The organism is Lactococcus cremoris subsp. cremoris NBRC 100676 (assembly GCF_001591705.1).
Taxonomy (GTDB): Bacteria; Bacillota; Bacilli; order Lactobacillales; family Streptococcaceae; genus Lactococcus; species Lactococcus cremoris.
In genome coordinates, this window is the sequence record NZ_BCVK01000036.1 from 1 (window position 1) to 16,235 (window position 16,235).

Genomic DNA, 16,235 nt, shown 5'->3' on the forward strand with positions numbered 1-16,235 from the left:
AATATCCCATATCTCCAAGGACTGTTGGTGTCCCAAATTGACTCAACACTTCCTCGGTCATTGAACTATCAGCCATTGAAGCAGGAGTAATTGTGTAGTCTATGACATAGCCTGATTCACTGACTAAAGCATGACATTTACATCCATAGAAGTACTGTCCCTTTGTAGCATTGTAGCCAACATTTGCATAATCTCCAAGACCTTTGCTTCTGAAATTACGAATAGGCTGACACAAAGGAATGGGGAAGCTGTCAATAATGGATACACTCATTCCTTCAACCTCTTTAAAGACGAGTGCTTGGCGAATGACTTGGATACTCGGTAAGAGGGCATTACAACGGCGGACAAAGCGAGAATATTCTAGGAAATTAGGAAATAAACTTTGAGCCAATTGGTGCTTAGCTTTAAGCGTTTCACTAAAATGCAGTACGCCCCATAGGTAACAAGCGATAACTAAGCAATCTGATGTTGCGAGATGGACGTTCTTTCGGTTTTGAACCTCAAGGGGAACCCTCGTTTGATAAAGCGTCTCAATGGTTGTCAGTAAATAAACAAAAACTTTTGGAAGTGTGCTATTATAAGTCATATAAGTCGTACGCTTTCTAATGCTTAGTGGTTTAAGATTAGGATAGCACGACTTATTTATTTTCCAATGAACTTAACTAGCAATTCGGGTATTATATTAGTAAAAACATTCCCCTTGGTACTCCAAGAGTGGCTGGGATAAATGCAGGATATGACCTCTAGAAGGTTCCAGATTCAAGATAAGAAAAGTATTTGTAAGATGAGATGAATTGATGAAAAACAGCTTTATATTGGCTGTTTTTTCTATAAAAACTTGAGATTTAAATAAAAGATTTTAAAAAAATCTATATAATAATTTATCCGATAAGAATAGTGACACTGTTTACCGTAAAATAGGTGTCTGGCACAAATAAAAGTTATCCAAAATAATGGAGAGTTAACATGACTTAAAGTAAGAAATTTGTCCAAGTCGCCTTTTCAAACTTCGCAAAAAGTAAAATTTATAATATAATAGATAGCTGGGGCTCTTTTAAGGTTGCGAAACATAAAGAGAGTTTATCCTCTAAAAAAAGGAGAAAAAATGGGAGAAAATACTGTTCCTCAAAAATCTAGTGATAATGTGGGCTCAATAGTGGCTTTAATGGTCGCCCTATTGGTAGCAATCTTTGCTTTTCAGCTTAATGCTTCAATGCTCTCGCCTGCTTTGGTTACCATGCAGGCTCAATTACATACGACAGCTTCGTCTATAGCACTGACACAAACCATCTTTTTTACAGCTGCGGCCTTATTTGCTTTGTTTCTGCCTCGTTTGGCGGATTTGATTGGACGAAAAAAAGTTCTGATTGGAATGCTTACCTTAACAATGATTGGTTGTCTTATTTCTGGATTTGCTACAAATGTGGGAATTTTGATGATTGGTCGTATCTTACAAGGTGCTGCTGGCCCTGTAGTTCCACTTTGTTTAATCATCTTGCACGTGAAAGTGCGCAATGAGAAGAGATATGCAAAATTAATGGCCATACTTACTTCAATTAATGGTGGAATTGCTGGAGTTGATGCATTAGCAGGTGGCTGGTTAGTGAGCCATGGTGGTTTCCGTTCTGTATTTTTTGTTATGGGAATTACGGCAGCACTTGCTATTCTTTTAGTAAGTTTTGGAACGCAAGAGTCAACTGCAAAAGATACGCCAAAAATGGATTGGACTGGAGTCATCCTTTTAGTAGTAGCAATGGGTGCGCTCTTAAGTGCGGTGAATGCTTTGCAAGGAAGCTTTGGAAATCTTGGACTTCCTAATTGGCTTTTAGCTTCAGTCTTGGCTCTTTTAGGTCTGATTTGTTTCGTTGGATTTTGGCAAGTGGAAAAACGAGTGAACCATCCGATGGTTCCTATTAATTATTTGAAGCAAAGAAGAACATGGGGATTATTAATTACAACTCTATTAACAATGACTGGTGTTTTTGCAATTATGAATGGAATTATTCCAGCTTTAGGTCAAGATGGTAAGTTTGGTTTGGGACTTGGGGCAGATATGGTTTCTCTTGTCACCCTTACTCCTTATGCGCTTGCTGGCTTATTCTTTGGTCCTGTTTCAGGCTTCTTGGCCGCTCGCTTTGGTTTTGCGAAGGTCCTTCGAGTGGGGCTTTTAACGACGATTATCGGAATAGTTTTGGCTGTTGCTGGCGTGCTACAACCTTCAATCTGGCTTTTATTGTTGGTATCTACCTTCATTGGGATTACCTATGCTGGAATAACAAATATTATGTTAAATGGTCTCGGAATTGTGCTTTCACCAGAGGATAATCCAGGCTATCTTCCGGGATTAAATGCTGGAATGTTTAATCTGGGAGCTGGTCTCAGTTTCATTATTTTATATGCTGTACCAACAGTTTTACATACGAGTGTTGGTGGAAGCAGTTCTGGTTATATTTGTGGGATTGTTACAGGATTGATTCTTATTATTATTGCTTTCTTTACTTCGTTTTTGATTCCAGATTCTAAGACTGTAAAATAAACCTTGAATAAATATTAATTTATTACTCATCAAAAAACTCTGACGGAATTCCGGCAGAGTTTTTTATTCTGGTAAATTATCAAAGTATTCTGGGAAAGCTTTTAAAACTGCCATTTCTTCATCAAACATTAAGTGTAAGTGCTTGGCAGCAGCAGCAACGGCTTTTTCTCCATCGTGATTTTCGACGGCCTTTAAAATTTCCTTGTGTTGTTCAATCAAGGTATTCCATGGTAAATCAGAAATCGCAAGACGCAGCCAACGGAATCGGTTGAATTGAATATTAATGGTTTGAAGCCAGTCCCAAACCTGAGCGTGATTGGTCATCAAATAAAAGGTTTTATGAAATTCCTCATCAGCATTAAAAAAATTGTGATATTCAGCATTGGCAGCATATTTTTCTTGAAGTTCAATGGCATCACGTGCTTGATTTAGCAAAAGACTATTATTTAAAGAAGCTGCCTCAGCAACTATTTTAGCTTCAAGGTTTTCTCGAATGAATCGAGCATTAATTGCTGCATCTAAATCAATTTTTGTGACGTAAGTTCCTGATTGAGGAATGCTATAAATGAGTCCATCACGGCGTAAACGAAGAAGTGCTTCTCTGACAGGCGTTCGACCGAGTTGTAAATCAATTTCGATATTTTTTTGTGAAATCTTTTGTCCAGGACGATATTCATTCCGGAGAATTTTACCTGTAATTTGCTTATAGGCTTGATTCTGTAGATTAAAATTCAATTCATTCATTCTGTAATTATAGCACAGCCAGTAGGTCGAAACAAGGTTTCAAGCTGTGAGCCTTTTTTTAATTCTGACCGAGTGAAACAAGGGCAATAAATTTCCTTTTTTTATTAGCTTTTACTTAAGGTATTCTTCTGTTATGTCAGTGTTGAAAATGACTAAAAGGGACATTTTTGTTAAAGCTATACACCGTCTATTCTTTTTTTGTTTTGTCTTTCACGACACTGAATTGAAGTAAAGTAGGGCAAGTCTAAAATCAAATCATCAAGGCAATGCTTTAAAACATTGTCTTTTTTTAAATATATCCTTGACAACGGTTACTTAAAATTGATATACTAGTTTTTGTAAACGAGAAACTGATATATCACTTTTGAATTAAAGGAGAAATAATGGTGAAATTGCTTGATAATTACTTGGAAAAAAGCGAGAGATTTGCGGAGGCAAAGATTAATATTCCAAAGTTTGACCAAGGAAAAGTCGCAGAATCAACAACAGATAATCCGGTCTGGGTTCATTTTGGTGGAGGAAATCTTTTTAGATGTTTTCACGCGGTTGTCGCGCAAGACTTGTTAAATCAAGGAGAACTGAACTCTGGGATTATAGTTGCTGAAACTTATGATGATGAGGTCATTGAGAAAATCTATCATGCTTATGATAATCGTTTTCTATCAGTAACAATGAAATAGGATGGAACTTTTGATAAAGAATTAATTGCTTCTGTTTCCGAAAGTTTTTATTTTAATTCTGAAAATACCGAAGGTTGGGCTCATTTAACAAAAGTATTTGAAAATCCATCTTTGCAATTCACAACTTTTTCAATTACGGAAAAAGGTTATTCACTTCGTGATTCCAAAGATCAATTGACGCCTTTGGCACTTGAAGATATGCAAGGAAGAAGTAAGCCCAAAACCAATATGGGCGCAATTACTTATCTCCTTTATGCAAGATTTAAAGCCGGTAAATTTCCGATTGCCATGGTCAGTACAGATAATTTTTCAGAAAATGGTTTGAAATTGCAGGAAGCGATTTTGACCATTGCTAAGGCTTGGGTTGAAAATGAAATCGTAGAACAAGATTTCTATGATTATCTCATCAATCCTAAAAAAGTTAGTTTCCCCTGGTCGATGATTGACCGAATCACTCCCAATCCGTCTGAAAAAGTAGCAGAATTACTGACAGCTGACGGTTTTGAGGATACAGAAATTTTACATAGTCAAAAACATACAAATATCGCTCCTTTTGGTAATACGGAAGAAGTTCATTATTTGGTGATTGAAGATGCCTTTCCAAACGGGAGACCTGCCTTAGAAAAAGCAGGAGTTATTTTGACTGACCGTGAAACGGTAAATGATGCTGACCAGATGAAAGTTACAGCTTGTTTGAACCCTCTTCATACTGCTTTAGCCATTTTTGGAAGCTTATTAGATTATCATTCAATTTGGGAAGAAGTTGCTAATCCAGACTTGTTAGCACTTATTAAAAATTTAGGATATGGTGAGGCTTTGCCTGTGGTTAAGAATCCGAAAATTATCAATCCGACAGAGTTTATTGACCAGTTACTGACTAAACGTTTACCAAATAAAAATATTCCAGATACACCACAGAGAATTGCGGCAGATACGTCACAAAAAATTCCTGTTCGCTATGGGGTAACGATTGGCCACTATATTGCCAACCCAAGATTTTCTGTCAAAGAATTGGAATTTATTCCATTAGTCATTGCAGCTTGGTGCCGTTATTTGATCGGAATTAATGATGAGTTAGAAAGTTTTTCTCCAAGTCCTGACCCTCTTCTTGAAGAGTTACAAGCTTTTGTTGCCGAGGTAAAATTAGATGGTAGTCAAAAAGAAATTCATGAAATTTTGAAACCCATCTTATCTAATCATCAAATTTTCCCACATGAGATGTATCAAACGGGCTTAGCAGAAAAAATTGAGACTTACTTTGAAGAGATGATTCAAGGCAAAGGGGCTGTACTTGCGACGCTACAAAATGCTCTAAAAAAACATGGGAAAAATTACTGACAGATGCTCAGATTATGAGTTGTCAGTAAAAATAAACTTAAAAATTACTGACAGAAAGTTTATGTAGGACCTGACAGTAAAAATTACTGACAATATGAGTCAATTAAAAGAAAGGAAAGTAAATTCTGACACTGACAGAATTTGCAATGTATAAAAATGGAAATGACAATGCGTTGGTTTGGTTCAAATGCAGATAAGGTAGAACTTTCTGAAATTGCCCAAGTTCCAGGTGTTAAAGGAGTTGTTGGAATGATTATGGATATTCCAGCAGGAGAAGTTTGGCCCAAAGAGAGAATTAAGGCCCTTAAAGAGGAAATTGAAGCCGCAGGTTTAAGTTTAAAAGTAATTGAATCTGTCAATATTCATGATGATATCAAGATTGGTCTACCGACTCGTGATAAATATATTGAGAACTATAAAGAAACGATTCGTAATCTTGCTGAATTTGGAATTGAAGTCATTTGTTATAACTTCATGCCTGTATTTGACTGGTTGAAATCAGATTTGGATTATCGTTTAGCTGATAATTCGCAAACGATGGCTTTTGTTGCTGGGGACATTCCAGAAAATCCTCAAGAAATTATTGACCGTGTTCAAGCGGCCGATGGTGGCTTTTCACTCCCAGGTTGGGAACCAGAAAGATTGTCAGAAGTGAAAGACCTCTTTGAAGCCTACAAAAATGTCGATGAGCATAAATTGCGCGAAAACTTTGCCTACTTTCTAAAAGCAATCATTCCCACTTGTGAAGAAGTTGGAATTAAAATGGCGGTTCACCCAGATGACCCACCATATCCTATGTTTGGTCTTCCTCGTGTTGTGAAAAATCGTGAGGATTTAGATTGGATTTGTAATGTTGTAGATAGTCCATCAAATGCAATCACCCTTTGTACGGGGTCAATTGCCGAAGATCCAGCCAATAATGTCTATGAAATTATGGCTGAATTTATCAAAAGAGACCGAATTCCTTTTGCACATGTGCGAAATATCAAATTTTTGCCAAGTGGTGAAAAAGATTTTTACGAAGCTCCTCATATGTCGGAGTATGGTTCCCTTGATATGTATAAAATACTGAAAGCCATGTATGATAATGGTTTTGATGGATATATTCGTCCAGACCATGGTCGAATGATTTGGGGAGAAACAGGACGTCCAGGCTATGGCTTATATGACCGTGCACTTGGGGCAAGTTATCTTAATGGGCTTTGGGAGGCTCTTGAAAAAAATAATCAGTAAATAAAAATTTTATGAAGGAATCTATTTTAAAGAACTTTTTGTGAAAAAAATGTGCGGAGACTTTTCTCCGCTAAATTTAGAACGACGGAGTAAGCGTTTCACAAAGTTCACAACTTAACAAAGTTTATGGAAAAATTTGTCAATTTTCACTGACAAAAATATAAAAATAGGAGAATCTGTTTAAAATGGCAGAAAAACAAAAAACTTCATGGGTTTACACACCAAAAGAAATTAATACAAGGCGTGGTCTTCTTTACGGCTTGACCGATTTAATGGGCGGAGGCTGGAACAATATTGTTTCTGGCGTCATCTTTGTCTTTGTTCTTTCACAAGGAATAAGTCCCTTATTTACAGGAGCAGTTTTGGGGATTGGTCGGATTATTGATGCCATCTGGTCCCTCTTTTTTGGGGCAATTACTGACCGGTTCTATCGGACAAAATTAGGGCGAAAATATGGACGACATCATTTCTTTATTGCGCTCGGCGGGATATTATTTGCGATTTTATTTCCAATGTTTTGGATTTCAACTAGTAGTTGGCAATATTATCTTTGGGTTTATGTTGCTATTGAAGTGGCGATTTCGATGATATTAATTCCTTGGGAAACTTTGCCTACGGAAATGACGCCTGATTATAAAAAAAGAACGACTCTCTCAGGAAGCCGAATGTTCATTTCGGCAACTGGGACGGCTATTGTCTTCTTTACCTTGGCTGTACTTAAATCATTTAACAATCCTAATGCCTATCTTTATACGGGAATTACTTGGACAGTTATTTTTGTCATTGCCATCTTCACTTCTTGGCGTGCAAGTTGGGAACGCCCCCTAAGTCCAGAATTTCTAGCAGCGCTAGATGCTCAACCGCGGCTTGGTTTTGGAGGATTTATGAAAAAAACAGTGACAGATTACTTTGGGACTTTCAAAAACAAATCATTCAGGAAGCATTTATTAGTTTATTTACTATCATTTACAGGAAAAGATTTCTATTCTACTTTGCTTCCAACTTTTATCGTGATTGGATTGTCTGGAACATCTGCTAATGCTCCTTGGGTCTTGCAAGCCCTCTCGGCATTTGGGATTCTATCAACCATTGCGGCAGTTAAATTGATGGTCACTCGCGGTCCAAAATATTTATTCACTTTGAGTTATTTGTCAATTATCGTCGCCATGCTCGGTTATTTAGTCATTTATCTGACGGGAATTAATAATCCAATGTGGATGCTTGTGATTGTTTCTATCATTTATCAACTTGGGCGAGGAATTTTAGAATTTACCCCTTGGAATGTTTTTCCTTTCATTCCAGATGTTGATCGAATTTTTACACATGGAGATAAGGCTGGCGTTTATGCTTCTGTCATGACTTTCTTTCGTAAATCAACAGGGGCACTTGCAACATATATTGCTGGTTGGGCTCTTGAAGAAATTGGCTTTAATTCAACTACAATGACGACTCATGCTAATACGCCATTAGGTATTCTACACGGGATTATGTTGATTTTCATCTTTGTTCCAATTGGCTTGTTAGTGGCTGCCTTGATTGCCGCTCGTACTTTCAAACTTAATCGTGCCAATCATGATATTTTGAAAGCTGAACTACAACGCCTTGAAGAGGGTGGCTCAAAAGCTGATGTCACACTAGAAGCACGTCAAGTCGTTGAATTATTGACAGGTCATCCCTATGAAAAATGTTGGCCAGACCAAGCAGATATTTAGTGACAAAAGCTTAAAAGTTTACTGACAGCTTCTGTCAGTAAATTTATCGGAGAAAAACGATGGAAAATCAATTATTAACACTGAAAAATAATGAACTTACTGTCCAAATTAATCCCAAAGGTGCCGAATTAACACATGTGATTGATGCTGAAAATAAATTTGATTTTATTTGGAATGGTTCTGAATGGCCCAAACATGCTCCAATTTTATTTCCAGCCATTGGACGTTCAACTGATGATGAATATTTGCTAGATCAGAAAAGTTACCCGATGCAGCAACATGGATTTGCGTCAGATTATTCCTTTGAAATTATTGAGCAAAAAGATGATCAGCTAAGTTTGTTATTTAAAGATAACGAAGAAACATATCAATCCTACCCTTTTCATTTTGAATTTAAAGTTACTTACCAATTGGTCAGTAAAAAATTAAAGATTAAATTTGACATCAAAAACCTGTCAGTAAAATCCTTGACTTTTGCTTTGGGATTTCACCCGGCTTTTAACTTGTCAGGAACTTTTGAAGATTATCAACTTGTTTTTGAGACTCAGGACACGAGCTTAAAACAATTTGAAATTGTCAAAAATCCCTTTCCTTATCGCTCGGGAAAAATCAAAGAAATTACAAAGTCTGTCAGTAATTTTCAACTTGAAAGAAAATTCTTTGAAAAAGGCTTAGTCATTTTTGACAATAAAATTGAGCAAGTGAAACTTTTTTCACAAAGCTCTGACTATCAATTGACTATGAAAATGGTGGATTTTCCTTATCTTTGCCTGTGGACAAAAGAAGATGAAAATCTTTCATATCTTTGTATTGAGCCATTTCAAGGCTTGCCTGATATTGTCAATCAGAAACAAGAACTTTTGCAAAAAGAAGGGAACATCCTCCTCAAAGCAAATGAGTCTAAAACTTACGAAGTTGAATTAAATTTTAATAGAAAATAATAAAGGAGAATCATGAAATTTTTATCAGAAGATTTTTTACTAAATAATGAAAATGCTAAATTACTCTTTCATAAACATGCGGAAAAAATGCCAATTATTGATTATCATTGCCATCTTGAACAAGCAGAAATTTATGAAAACAAAAAATATGAAAATTAACACAAATTTGGCTAGGTGGAGACCATTATAAATGGCGGTTACTTCGCGCGAATGGCATTCCTGAAAAATTGATTACTGGCGATGGTGATGACTACGAAAAGTTTTTGGCTTTTGCAAAAACGCTTGAAAAATCATTAGGAAATCCAATTTATGAATGGACACATATGGAATTAAAACGATTTTTCCATATTGATAAGTTGATTTCAAGCGAAACAGCAAAAGAAATTTGGGACGAAGCCAACCAAATGCTCGCAACAGATGATTTCAGACCACGCGCATTGATTAAAAATTCAAATGTCAAAGTCGTCTGTACAACAGATGCCCCTGTTTCAAAGCTCTCTTATCATAAATCATTAGCCAAAGAAGAAAAAGATTTTAAGGTTCTGCCAGCATTAAGACCTGACCATTTAATTTCCATTACTGACGGACATTTTGCAGAATATCTGACGGAACTGTCAGCAGTTTCTGGAATAAAAATCAAGGACTTTAAGACAATGATTAAGGCACTTGAACAAAGATTTGAATTTTTCACAAGCCTCGGTGGACGTTTGTCTGACCACTCTCTTTCCACTTATACTTTTGCGGAAACGGATGATGTAGATTTAGATTCAATCATTCAGAGAGCTAAAGAAAAACAAACTTTAACAGACCTAGAATACAATCAATACATTACAGCATTAATTCTTGAAATTATGAAATTAAATAAAAAATTTGACTGGACAATGAAACTTCATGTCAATGTTAACCGCTCAATCAATGGTCCTGCTATTCGGAAAATTGGCGAAAATACTGGATTTGATAGTATGGGGACCCAAGCTAACATTTCAGAAGAACTAACCAAACTATTTAGCAAAGCAGCAGAACTTGAAATTATACCAAAAACGATACTCTATTCACTTAATCAAAATGATTGGCTTGAATTAGCGACACTGATTGGCTGTTTCCAAGGTGAAGGCGTTCAACAATTGCAACTGGGAGCTTGGTTGGTGGTTCAATGATACAGCCAAAGGAATGGAAAAACAACTCGAAATTTTTGCTTCACAAAGCTTACTGCCCAATTTTGTCGGAATGTTGACAGATTCACGGAGCTTTTTAAGTTATCCACGTCATGAATACTTCCGTCGAGTCCTCTGTAATTTTGTTGGACAACTGATTGAAAGTGGCAGAATTCCCGATGATGAAGCACTTTTCGGAAAAATGATTGAAGATATAAGTTATAACAATGTTCATGACTACTTTGGCTTCTTTAAAAATGAGGATTCTAAGCAATGAGCTAATTTATAACCATTGGTGAGCCCTTAGTCGTTCTCGCCTCAGAAAATCAGGATATAAGCTTAGAAGCAGCGGACCATTTTAGCAAATTTCTAGCAGGGGCTGAGTTAAATGTTGCGATTGGAATGAGTCGTTTAGGACATGAAGCAACTTATATTTCTAAAGTTGGTGATGATTCATTTGGAAATTTTATTATTGAATCAATAAGAAAGGCTAAAATTGACGATTCCTATTTAACCAAAGACAAAAAATACTCAACAGGTTTTTATTTGAAACAAAAAGTGAGTGATGGCGATCCGACTGTCGATTATTATCGCAAAAACTCTGCCGCCGCTAATTTATCTAGTTCTGAACTAGAAACGATAGATTTATCAGAGATAAAAATTGCCCATCTTTCAGGAATTTTTCCTACCCTTTCTAAGACCAGTTTAAAAACTTTTCAAACATTCAATCAAAAGTTAAATGAAGCAAATATTTTAACCATTTTTGACCCTAATTTACGACCTGTACTTTGGGATAATCAAGAAAAAATGATAAGAACAATCAATGATTTAGCAAAGCGAAGTCAAATCATTCTGCCAGGAATAAATGAAGGCGAAATCTTGACCGGTTCATCTGAACCAGAAAAAATTGCAGATTTCTATCTCAAGCAGAGTCCTCTAACAAAAACTGTTGTTGTCAAATTGGGGGCTGAAGGTGCCTTCGCAAAATTGAAAAGTGGAGAATCATTTACCCTCTCAGGATTCAAAGTGACAAAGGTTATTGATACTGTTGGAGCCGGAGATGGTTTCGCTGTTGGTCTGGAGTCTGCTTTACTTGGAGGGAAAACACTAAAAGAAGCCGTCAAACGAGCCTGTGCGGTTGGGGCCTTAGCGGTTCAAAGTTCAGGAGATAGTGAAGGTTATCCCACAAAAGAAGAATTAGAAGCATTTTATAAGGAGAAGTAATCATGCAAAGAGCAGAATTATTAAATAAAGTGATTGAATCAGGAGTCGTCTCGGTTGTCCGAGCCGAAAGTGGTGAAAAGGCACTAAAAATCGTAGAAGCCGTTGTCTCTGGAGGAATCACATCAATTGAGTTGACTTACTCGGTTCCTCGAGCCAACGAGGTTATTTCTGATTTGGTAGCTAAATATATTGGAACAGAAGTAGTGATTGGCGCTGGAACAGTATTAGATCCAACCTCTGCCCGTTTGGCTATCGTTGCTGGGGCTCAATTCATTGTCAGTCCAAGTTTTAATAAAGAAGTCGCAAAAATTTGCAACCTCTATCAAATTCCTTATGTTCCGGGTGTTTTAACCCCACTTGAAGCGCAAAATGCTTTAGAATACGGTTCAGAGTTAATCAAGCTCTTCCCAGGAGATATTACGGGTCCTAAAATGATTAAAGATTTAAAAGGACCATTTCCTTATATTAATATCCTTCCGTCAGGAGGGGTAAATGTCGATAATGTTGCTGATTGGTTCGCAGCAGGAGCAGTAGCTGTTAGCGCAGGAGGTGGGGTCACGGCTCCCGCAGCCACCAACGATTATGGGATGGTCACTGAAAATGCTAAGAAATTTATGGCAGCATTTAAGGCAGCTAAGAAATAAGGTTTAGCTATTGATTTTTCCCTCTGAATAATAAAAAAACTTCAAATTTTGGAGTTTTTTTATTTTCTACAGTTCAGTCCAATTATTTTTATTTAGCAAAAGTAATTTGGACTGTAAGCGCTATATTTTGGTAAAATAATTGAGTTATAATAAAAAATACAAGGGAGCGTTTCTATGATTAATTATGATTTAGACATTCTCTTTTTTTCAAATCATAAATTATGGAAATTAGAGCGGATACTGGAGGTCACTAATCTTGACAAAGAAAAAATTTATCGAATGCTGGAGGAATTTAATCAAAAATTAGAAAAACAAAGTTTAAAAAAATTGGAATATAAAAATGGACTCTTAGCAATTCCTGATAAAGTAGAAAATTTTGAAGAAACTAGATATTCTATTAATCAAAAGACATTTATTTTAACAGAAGTTGAAAGGCGGTCATTAATTTATTTACTTATTTTTATTAATAAAACGCCACTTTCAATATCTCTCTTTCAAACCTATCTTCAAGTAAGTAAAAATACGATTTTAAGTGATTTAAAAAAACATAGAGAGGAGCTAATGAGCGAAAATATTCAGGTTGAATATTCAAGAAAAAAAGGATTTTACCTTAATTTTGAGGAGAAAATGTTGCAGGAGAAGGCTTGGTACTTTTTACAAAATTTATCTGAGGACTCAGGATTTTATATCTTATCAAAAGTTTTAAATGATAAAAAACCATTAACTATTTTTAAGAATAATCAGCTATTGAAAAAGATGATGCAAGAGCTACAGATTGAGATTGTTTATAGTCGCTATCTTTCGACATTACTGTTTGCATGTCTCTTAAGGCATAGAACTTTCGAAAAGAATAGTGAAAACATTAATGACTTACTCAAATCATTAATTATTGGGATGTCAGACGGTAAAAGTGCAATTGGGCAAGATAATGGTTTATACCGAATGGCTTTTAACATCATGGAAAATGTTATGAAACTAGCTGCAATTGAATTTGATGATTTCACAAAGACCTTTATGGCACTATTAGCTCATCTAACTCCTGCATATTATCGAATAAGAAATCATTTTGAATTGAAAAATGTCTTGCTTGAACGAATAAAAAATGAATATCACTCCTTGTTTTTATTGATGGATAACGCCCTTCGTCCATTAAAAGATGAGGTTGGTGAAATTTCAGAATCTGAGAAGGCATATTTTGTGATTTTATTTGGTGGAGAGATTTATAAAAACAAGTACTCAGGGCAGTCATTAAAAGCAATCGTACTCTGTGTGAATGGTATTAGTTCAAGCTTAATTATGCAAAAAAGATTAGAGAGTTTATTTCCAACAATGGAATTTATTTTAAGTGCTCGGGTCTCTCATTTTGAAAAATTACCTATAAATTCATACGATATTATTTTTTCGACAGTTCCTCTAAAATCAGACAAAAAAGTTTATCTTATGTCCGCTTTCCCAGACCAACGTGAAGAAAATAAACTCTATAATCAAGTTTTGCAAGATTTTCAGCTCCTAGGCTTTGCAAAACCATCTGCTCAAACTATTTTAGATTCAATAGAACCTTATATTATTATAAAAGACCCAGTAAATAGACAAGATTTAATAAAGATTATTGAAAAAAAGTTAAATCGTACAAGAAAAGAAGGGAAACTATCAGGAGTTATGCTAACAGATTTACTTACAAAAGAAAAAATAAGATTTACCAATAAAGAATTAAGCTGGCAAGAAACAATTGAACTAGCCGCGCAACCCCTTCTTGATAAACATGAAATTGAAGAGCGTTATATCAAAGCTATTATTGATAAAGTAGAGGCTTTCGGTCCTTATATTGACTTAGGATTAGGAATCGCTCTTCCTCATGCTCGTCCAGAGGAAGGAGTCAAAAAATTAGGAATGTCATTTCTAAGATGTGAACATCCCGTAAAACTGATGGATGATGTAAAGCATGAAATTAAACTTTTTATTGTTTTAGCAGCCATTGATAATGAGACCCATCTTAGAGCTTTATCAACACTTACTAAGATATTATCAAATAAAGAACGCTTGAGTCAGTTACTTGCAGCAACAAATGCAGCAGAAGTTGAACAAATACTTTTAGAAGAAGAAGGAGAAAAATAATATGAAATTTGCATGTGTATGTCAATCAGGATTAGGAACGAGTTTTATGGTTCAAATGAACATTCAGTCATTATTAGAAGAATCGGAAGTAAATATTGATAATTTTGAACTGGAACATATGGATGTTGGTTCAGCGACACCAGATAGTGCAGATTATTTTTTTGTTGAGGCAACCTTAGTTTCTGCCCTACCCATTATTCCTGAGGAAAAAATTATTCCACTCAGTTCAATTATTGATAAAGAAGTCACGCGTGAAGGACTTTATAAAGTTCTTGATGAAAATAATATTCCTCATCAATAAGAGATAATAAATCAGGTCTAATTAGGATATAAACAGACTAGAGGAGAAAAAAATGAACGGGATTTTAAACTTTATTGTATCAGTGGCAACGACTCCAGCACTTTTAGTTGGATTAATTGCCATGTTGGGTTTGATTTTGCAAAAAAAAGCTGCCACTGCAGTTATCCAAGGCTCAATCAAAACATTTGCCGGATTTTTAGTGTTGACGGGTGGAGCTGGAATTTTAGTTACCTCGCTAAATCCCTTTGCAACGATGTTTCAACATGTATTTAATGCTAAAGGAGTTGTACCATCAAATGAAGCGGTAGTTGCTTTAGCCTTAGTAAAATATGGCACTCCAGCTGCCTTAATTATGATTGTAGGTTTTATTGTGAATGTGATACTTGCACGTTTTACAAGATTCAAATATATTTTCTTGACAGGCCAAGCCATGCTTTATGTTTCAACAATGTCTGCTGTTGTCCTTATTTCAGCTGGACTAGGTAATGGTTGGTTAACAATCTTGTTAGGTGGAATATTTGAAGGAACCTTACTGACAATTACACCCGCACTAACTCAACGCTACATGCGTAAAATCACGGGAAATGATGGGGTTGCAATGGGCCATACTGGAAATATGGGTTACGCACTTTCTGGCTATTTGGGAGAAAAATTAGGGAATAAAGACCCAGAAAAATCAACTGAAAAATTGAATATTCCTAAAAACCTTGGATTTTTGAGAGATTCTACTGTTTCTATTTCGCTAGTAATGATGGTTGTCTATGTAGGTTTAGCTCTAATTGCTGGTCCACGTTTTGTCGAAAGTTCCTTATTGTCAGCCGGAACTAATTATATTGTATATGCGATTACTCAAGCAGGAACTTTCGCTGCAGGTTTTGTGGTGGTGCTCCAAGGAGTTCGGATGATTTTGTCAGAAATTATTCCGGCCTTCCAAGGGATTGCTAAAAAACTTGTCCCAAATTCTAAACCAGCGCTTGATGTTACGATAGTATTTCCTTATGCACCAAATGCGGTTTTAATAGGATTTTTTGTCTCCTTTATTGTTGGAGTTATTTCTATGCTAATAATGCTTGGCTTAGGAACAACGGTAATTATTCCTGGGGTTGTTGGTATTTTCTTTTGTGGAGGAGCAGCTGGTGTTTATGGCAATGCTTTTGGTGGTCTACGTGGGGCGATTATCGGCTCACTTGCAAATGGATTACTATTAGCTTGGGGTCCACTATTAATTTTGCCTGCTTTAGGTTCATTTGGGGCAGACGCGTCTTCGACCTTTGCTGACTCTGATTATATTGTATCAGGAGGCTTACTAGGAGTAATGGGAAAAGCTGGTTCAGGGCTATTGATTGTCTTTATTTTAGCTTTCTTGGCAATTGTTCTAATAACTAGCTTAATTTTGAACAGGAGAGATAGACTTCATTCTAAAAAATTAAATAAATCGAATAAATTATCGTAAAAAATTTATATTCTCATAAACCAAGCAATAACAAGCCTTCCCACCAAAATTAAAAAGATTTTCATATAAAAACTAAAAAAAAGAAAAAGATTTTAATTTCGGAGAATGAAAACCGTTTCTAACTTGTGTTATAATGTGAGTATAAATAAAAAATATGGAG

General features: G+C 35.8%; 11 protein-coding genes and 2 pseudogenes. 11 read left to right on the plus strand and 2 right to left on the minus strand.

Annotation, left to right across the window (positions count from 1 at the left end; all coding sequences use genetic code 11):
- Window positions 1-586: IS982-like element IS982 family transposase (locus tag LLA01S_RS07490; RefSeq protein ID WP_061778076.1), on the minus strand; the 586-nt coding region annotated here is incomplete at its 3' end.
- A 519-nt stretch (window positions 587-1,105) separates the two neighbouring features.
- Here LLA01S_RS07490 and uriT point away from each other — a divergent pair.
- Entirely contained in the window at window positions 1,106-2,536 is a 1,431-nt protein-coding gene (gene uriT / locus LLA01S_RS07495) for a uridine transporter UriT (RefSeq protein WP_021165548.1), read from the plus strand.
- Window positions 2,537-2,599: 63 nt separating this feature from the next.
- Here uriT and LLA01S_RS07500 read toward each other — a convergent pair whose 3' ends face one another.
- On the minus strand, window positions 2,600-3,280 hold the full coding sequence (locus LLA01S_RS07500) for a GntR family transcriptional regulator (RefSeq protein ID WP_011676494.1): 681 nt from the start codon (window positions 3,278-3,280) through the stop codon (window positions 2,600-2,602).
- 383 nt (window positions 3,281-3,663) lie between these two features.
- Between LLA01S_RS07500 and LLA01S_RS07505 the strand changes: the two are divergent.
- From LLA01S_RS07505 to ulaA, 10 genes and pseudogenes are all read left to right on the plus strand, one after another.
- A pseudogene (locus tag LLA01S_RS07505) lies at window positions 3,664-5,298 on the plus strand (mannitol dehydrogenase family protein).
- Window positions 5,299-5,454: 156 nt separating this feature from the next.
- Window positions 5,455-6,531: a mannonate dehydratase gene (gene uxuA, locus LLA01S_RS07510; RefSeq protein WP_061778077.1), complete on the plus strand. Its 1,077-nt coding sequence runs from the start codon at window positions 5,455-5,457 to the stop codon at window positions 6,529-6,531.
- 185 nt (window positions 6,532-6,716) lie between these two features.
- The gene (locus LLA01S_RS07515; RefSeq protein WP_061778078.1) at window positions 6,717-8,243 is read left to right on the plus strand and encodes an MFS transporter; all 1,527 of its coding nucleotides are present in this window, start codon (window positions 6,717-6,719) and stop codon (window positions 8,241-8,243) included.
- A gap of 59 nt (window positions 8,244-8,302) precedes the next feature.
- The gene (locus LLA01S_RS07520; RefSeq protein ID WP_061778079.1) at window positions 8,303-9,184 is read left to right on the plus strand and encodes an aldose 1-epimerase family protein; all 882 of its coding nucleotides are present in this window, start codon (window positions 8,303-8,305) and stop codon (window positions 9,182-9,184) included.
- 12 nt (window positions 9,185-9,196) lie between these two features.
- Window positions 9,197-10,615, plus strand: a pseudogene (gene uxaC, locus LLA01S_RS07525) (glucuronate isomerase).
- A gap of 8 nt (window positions 10,616-10,623) precedes the next feature.
- The gene (locus tag LLA01S_RS07530; protein WP_242515090.1) at window positions 10,624-11,562 is read left to right on the plus strand and encodes a sugar kinase; all 939 of its coding nucleotides are present in this window, start codon (window positions 10,624-10,626) and stop codon (window positions 11,560-11,562) included.
- A 2-nt stretch (window positions 11,563-11,564) separates the two neighbouring features.
- Entirely contained in the window at window positions 11,565-12,206 is a 642-nt protein-coding gene (locus LLA01S_RS07535) for a bifunctional 4-hydroxy-2-oxoglutarate aldolase/2-dehydro-3-deoxy-phosphogluconate aldolase (RefSeq protein ID WP_011676669.1), read from the plus strand.
- A 174-nt stretch (window positions 12,207-12,380) separates the two neighbouring features.
- Complete coding sequence (locus tag LLA01S_RS07540) at window positions 12,381-14,321, plus strand: BglG family transcription antiterminator (RefSeq protein ID WP_061778080.1); 1,941 nt, start codon at window positions 12,381-12,383, stop codon at window positions 14,319-14,321.
- Between the two features lies 1 nt (window position 14,322).
- A complete protein-coding gene (locus LLA01S_RS07545) occupies window positions 14,323-14,622 on the plus strand; it encodes a PTS sugar transporter subunit IIB (RefSeq protein WP_021165546.1) in 300 nt (99 codons plus the stop codon).
- A gap of 52 nt (window positions 14,623-14,674) precedes the next feature.
- Window positions 14,675-16,075 carry a PTS ascorbate transporter subunit IIC gene (gene ulaA / locus LLA01S_RS07550; RefSeq protein ID WP_061778081.1) on the plus strand — a complete coding sequence of 467 codons (1,401 nt, stop codon included), beginning with the start codon at window positions 14,675-14,677 and terminating at the stop codon, window positions 16,073-16,075.
- The last annotated feature ends 160 nt before the right edge of the window (window positions 16,076-16,235 follow it).

Excerpts from the sequence above, each read along its gene's own strand:
- uriT (WP_021165548.1), top strand. The coding sequence starts at position 1,106 with ATGGGAGAAAATACTGTTCCTCAAAAATCTAGTGATAATGTGGGCTCA.
- LLA01S_RS07500 (WP_011676494.1), bottom strand. The coding sequence starts at position 3,280 with ATGAATGAATTGAATTTTAATCTACAGAATCAAGCCTATAAGCAAATT.
- uxuA (WP_061778077.1), top strand. The coding sequence starts at position 5,455 with ATGGAAATGACAATGCGTTGGTTTGGTTCAAATGCAGATAAGGTAGAA.
- LLA01S_RS07515 (WP_061778078.1), top strand. The coding sequence starts at position 6,717 with ATGGCAGAAAAACAAAAAACTTCATGGGTTTACACACCAAAAGAAATT.
- LLA01S_RS07520 (WP_061778079.1), top strand. The coding sequence starts at position 8,303 with ATGGAAAATCAATTATTAACACTGAAAAATAATGAACTTACTGTCCAA.
- LLA01S_RS07535 (WP_011676669.1), top strand. The coding sequence starts at position 11,565 with ATGCAAAGAGCAGAATTATTAAATAAAGTGATTGAATCAGGAGTCGTC.
- LLA01S_RS07540 (WP_061778080.1), top strand. The coding sequence starts at position 12,381 with ATGATTAATTATGATTTAGACATTCTCTTTTTTTCAAATCATAAATTA.
- LLA01S_RS07545 (WP_021165546.1), top strand. The coding sequence starts at position 14,323 with ATGAAATTTGCATGTGTATGTCAATCAGGATTAGGAACGAGTTTTATG.
- ulaA (WP_061778081.1), top strand. The coding sequence starts at position 14,675 with ATGAACGGGATTTTAAACTTTATTGTATCAGTGGCAACGACTCCAGCA.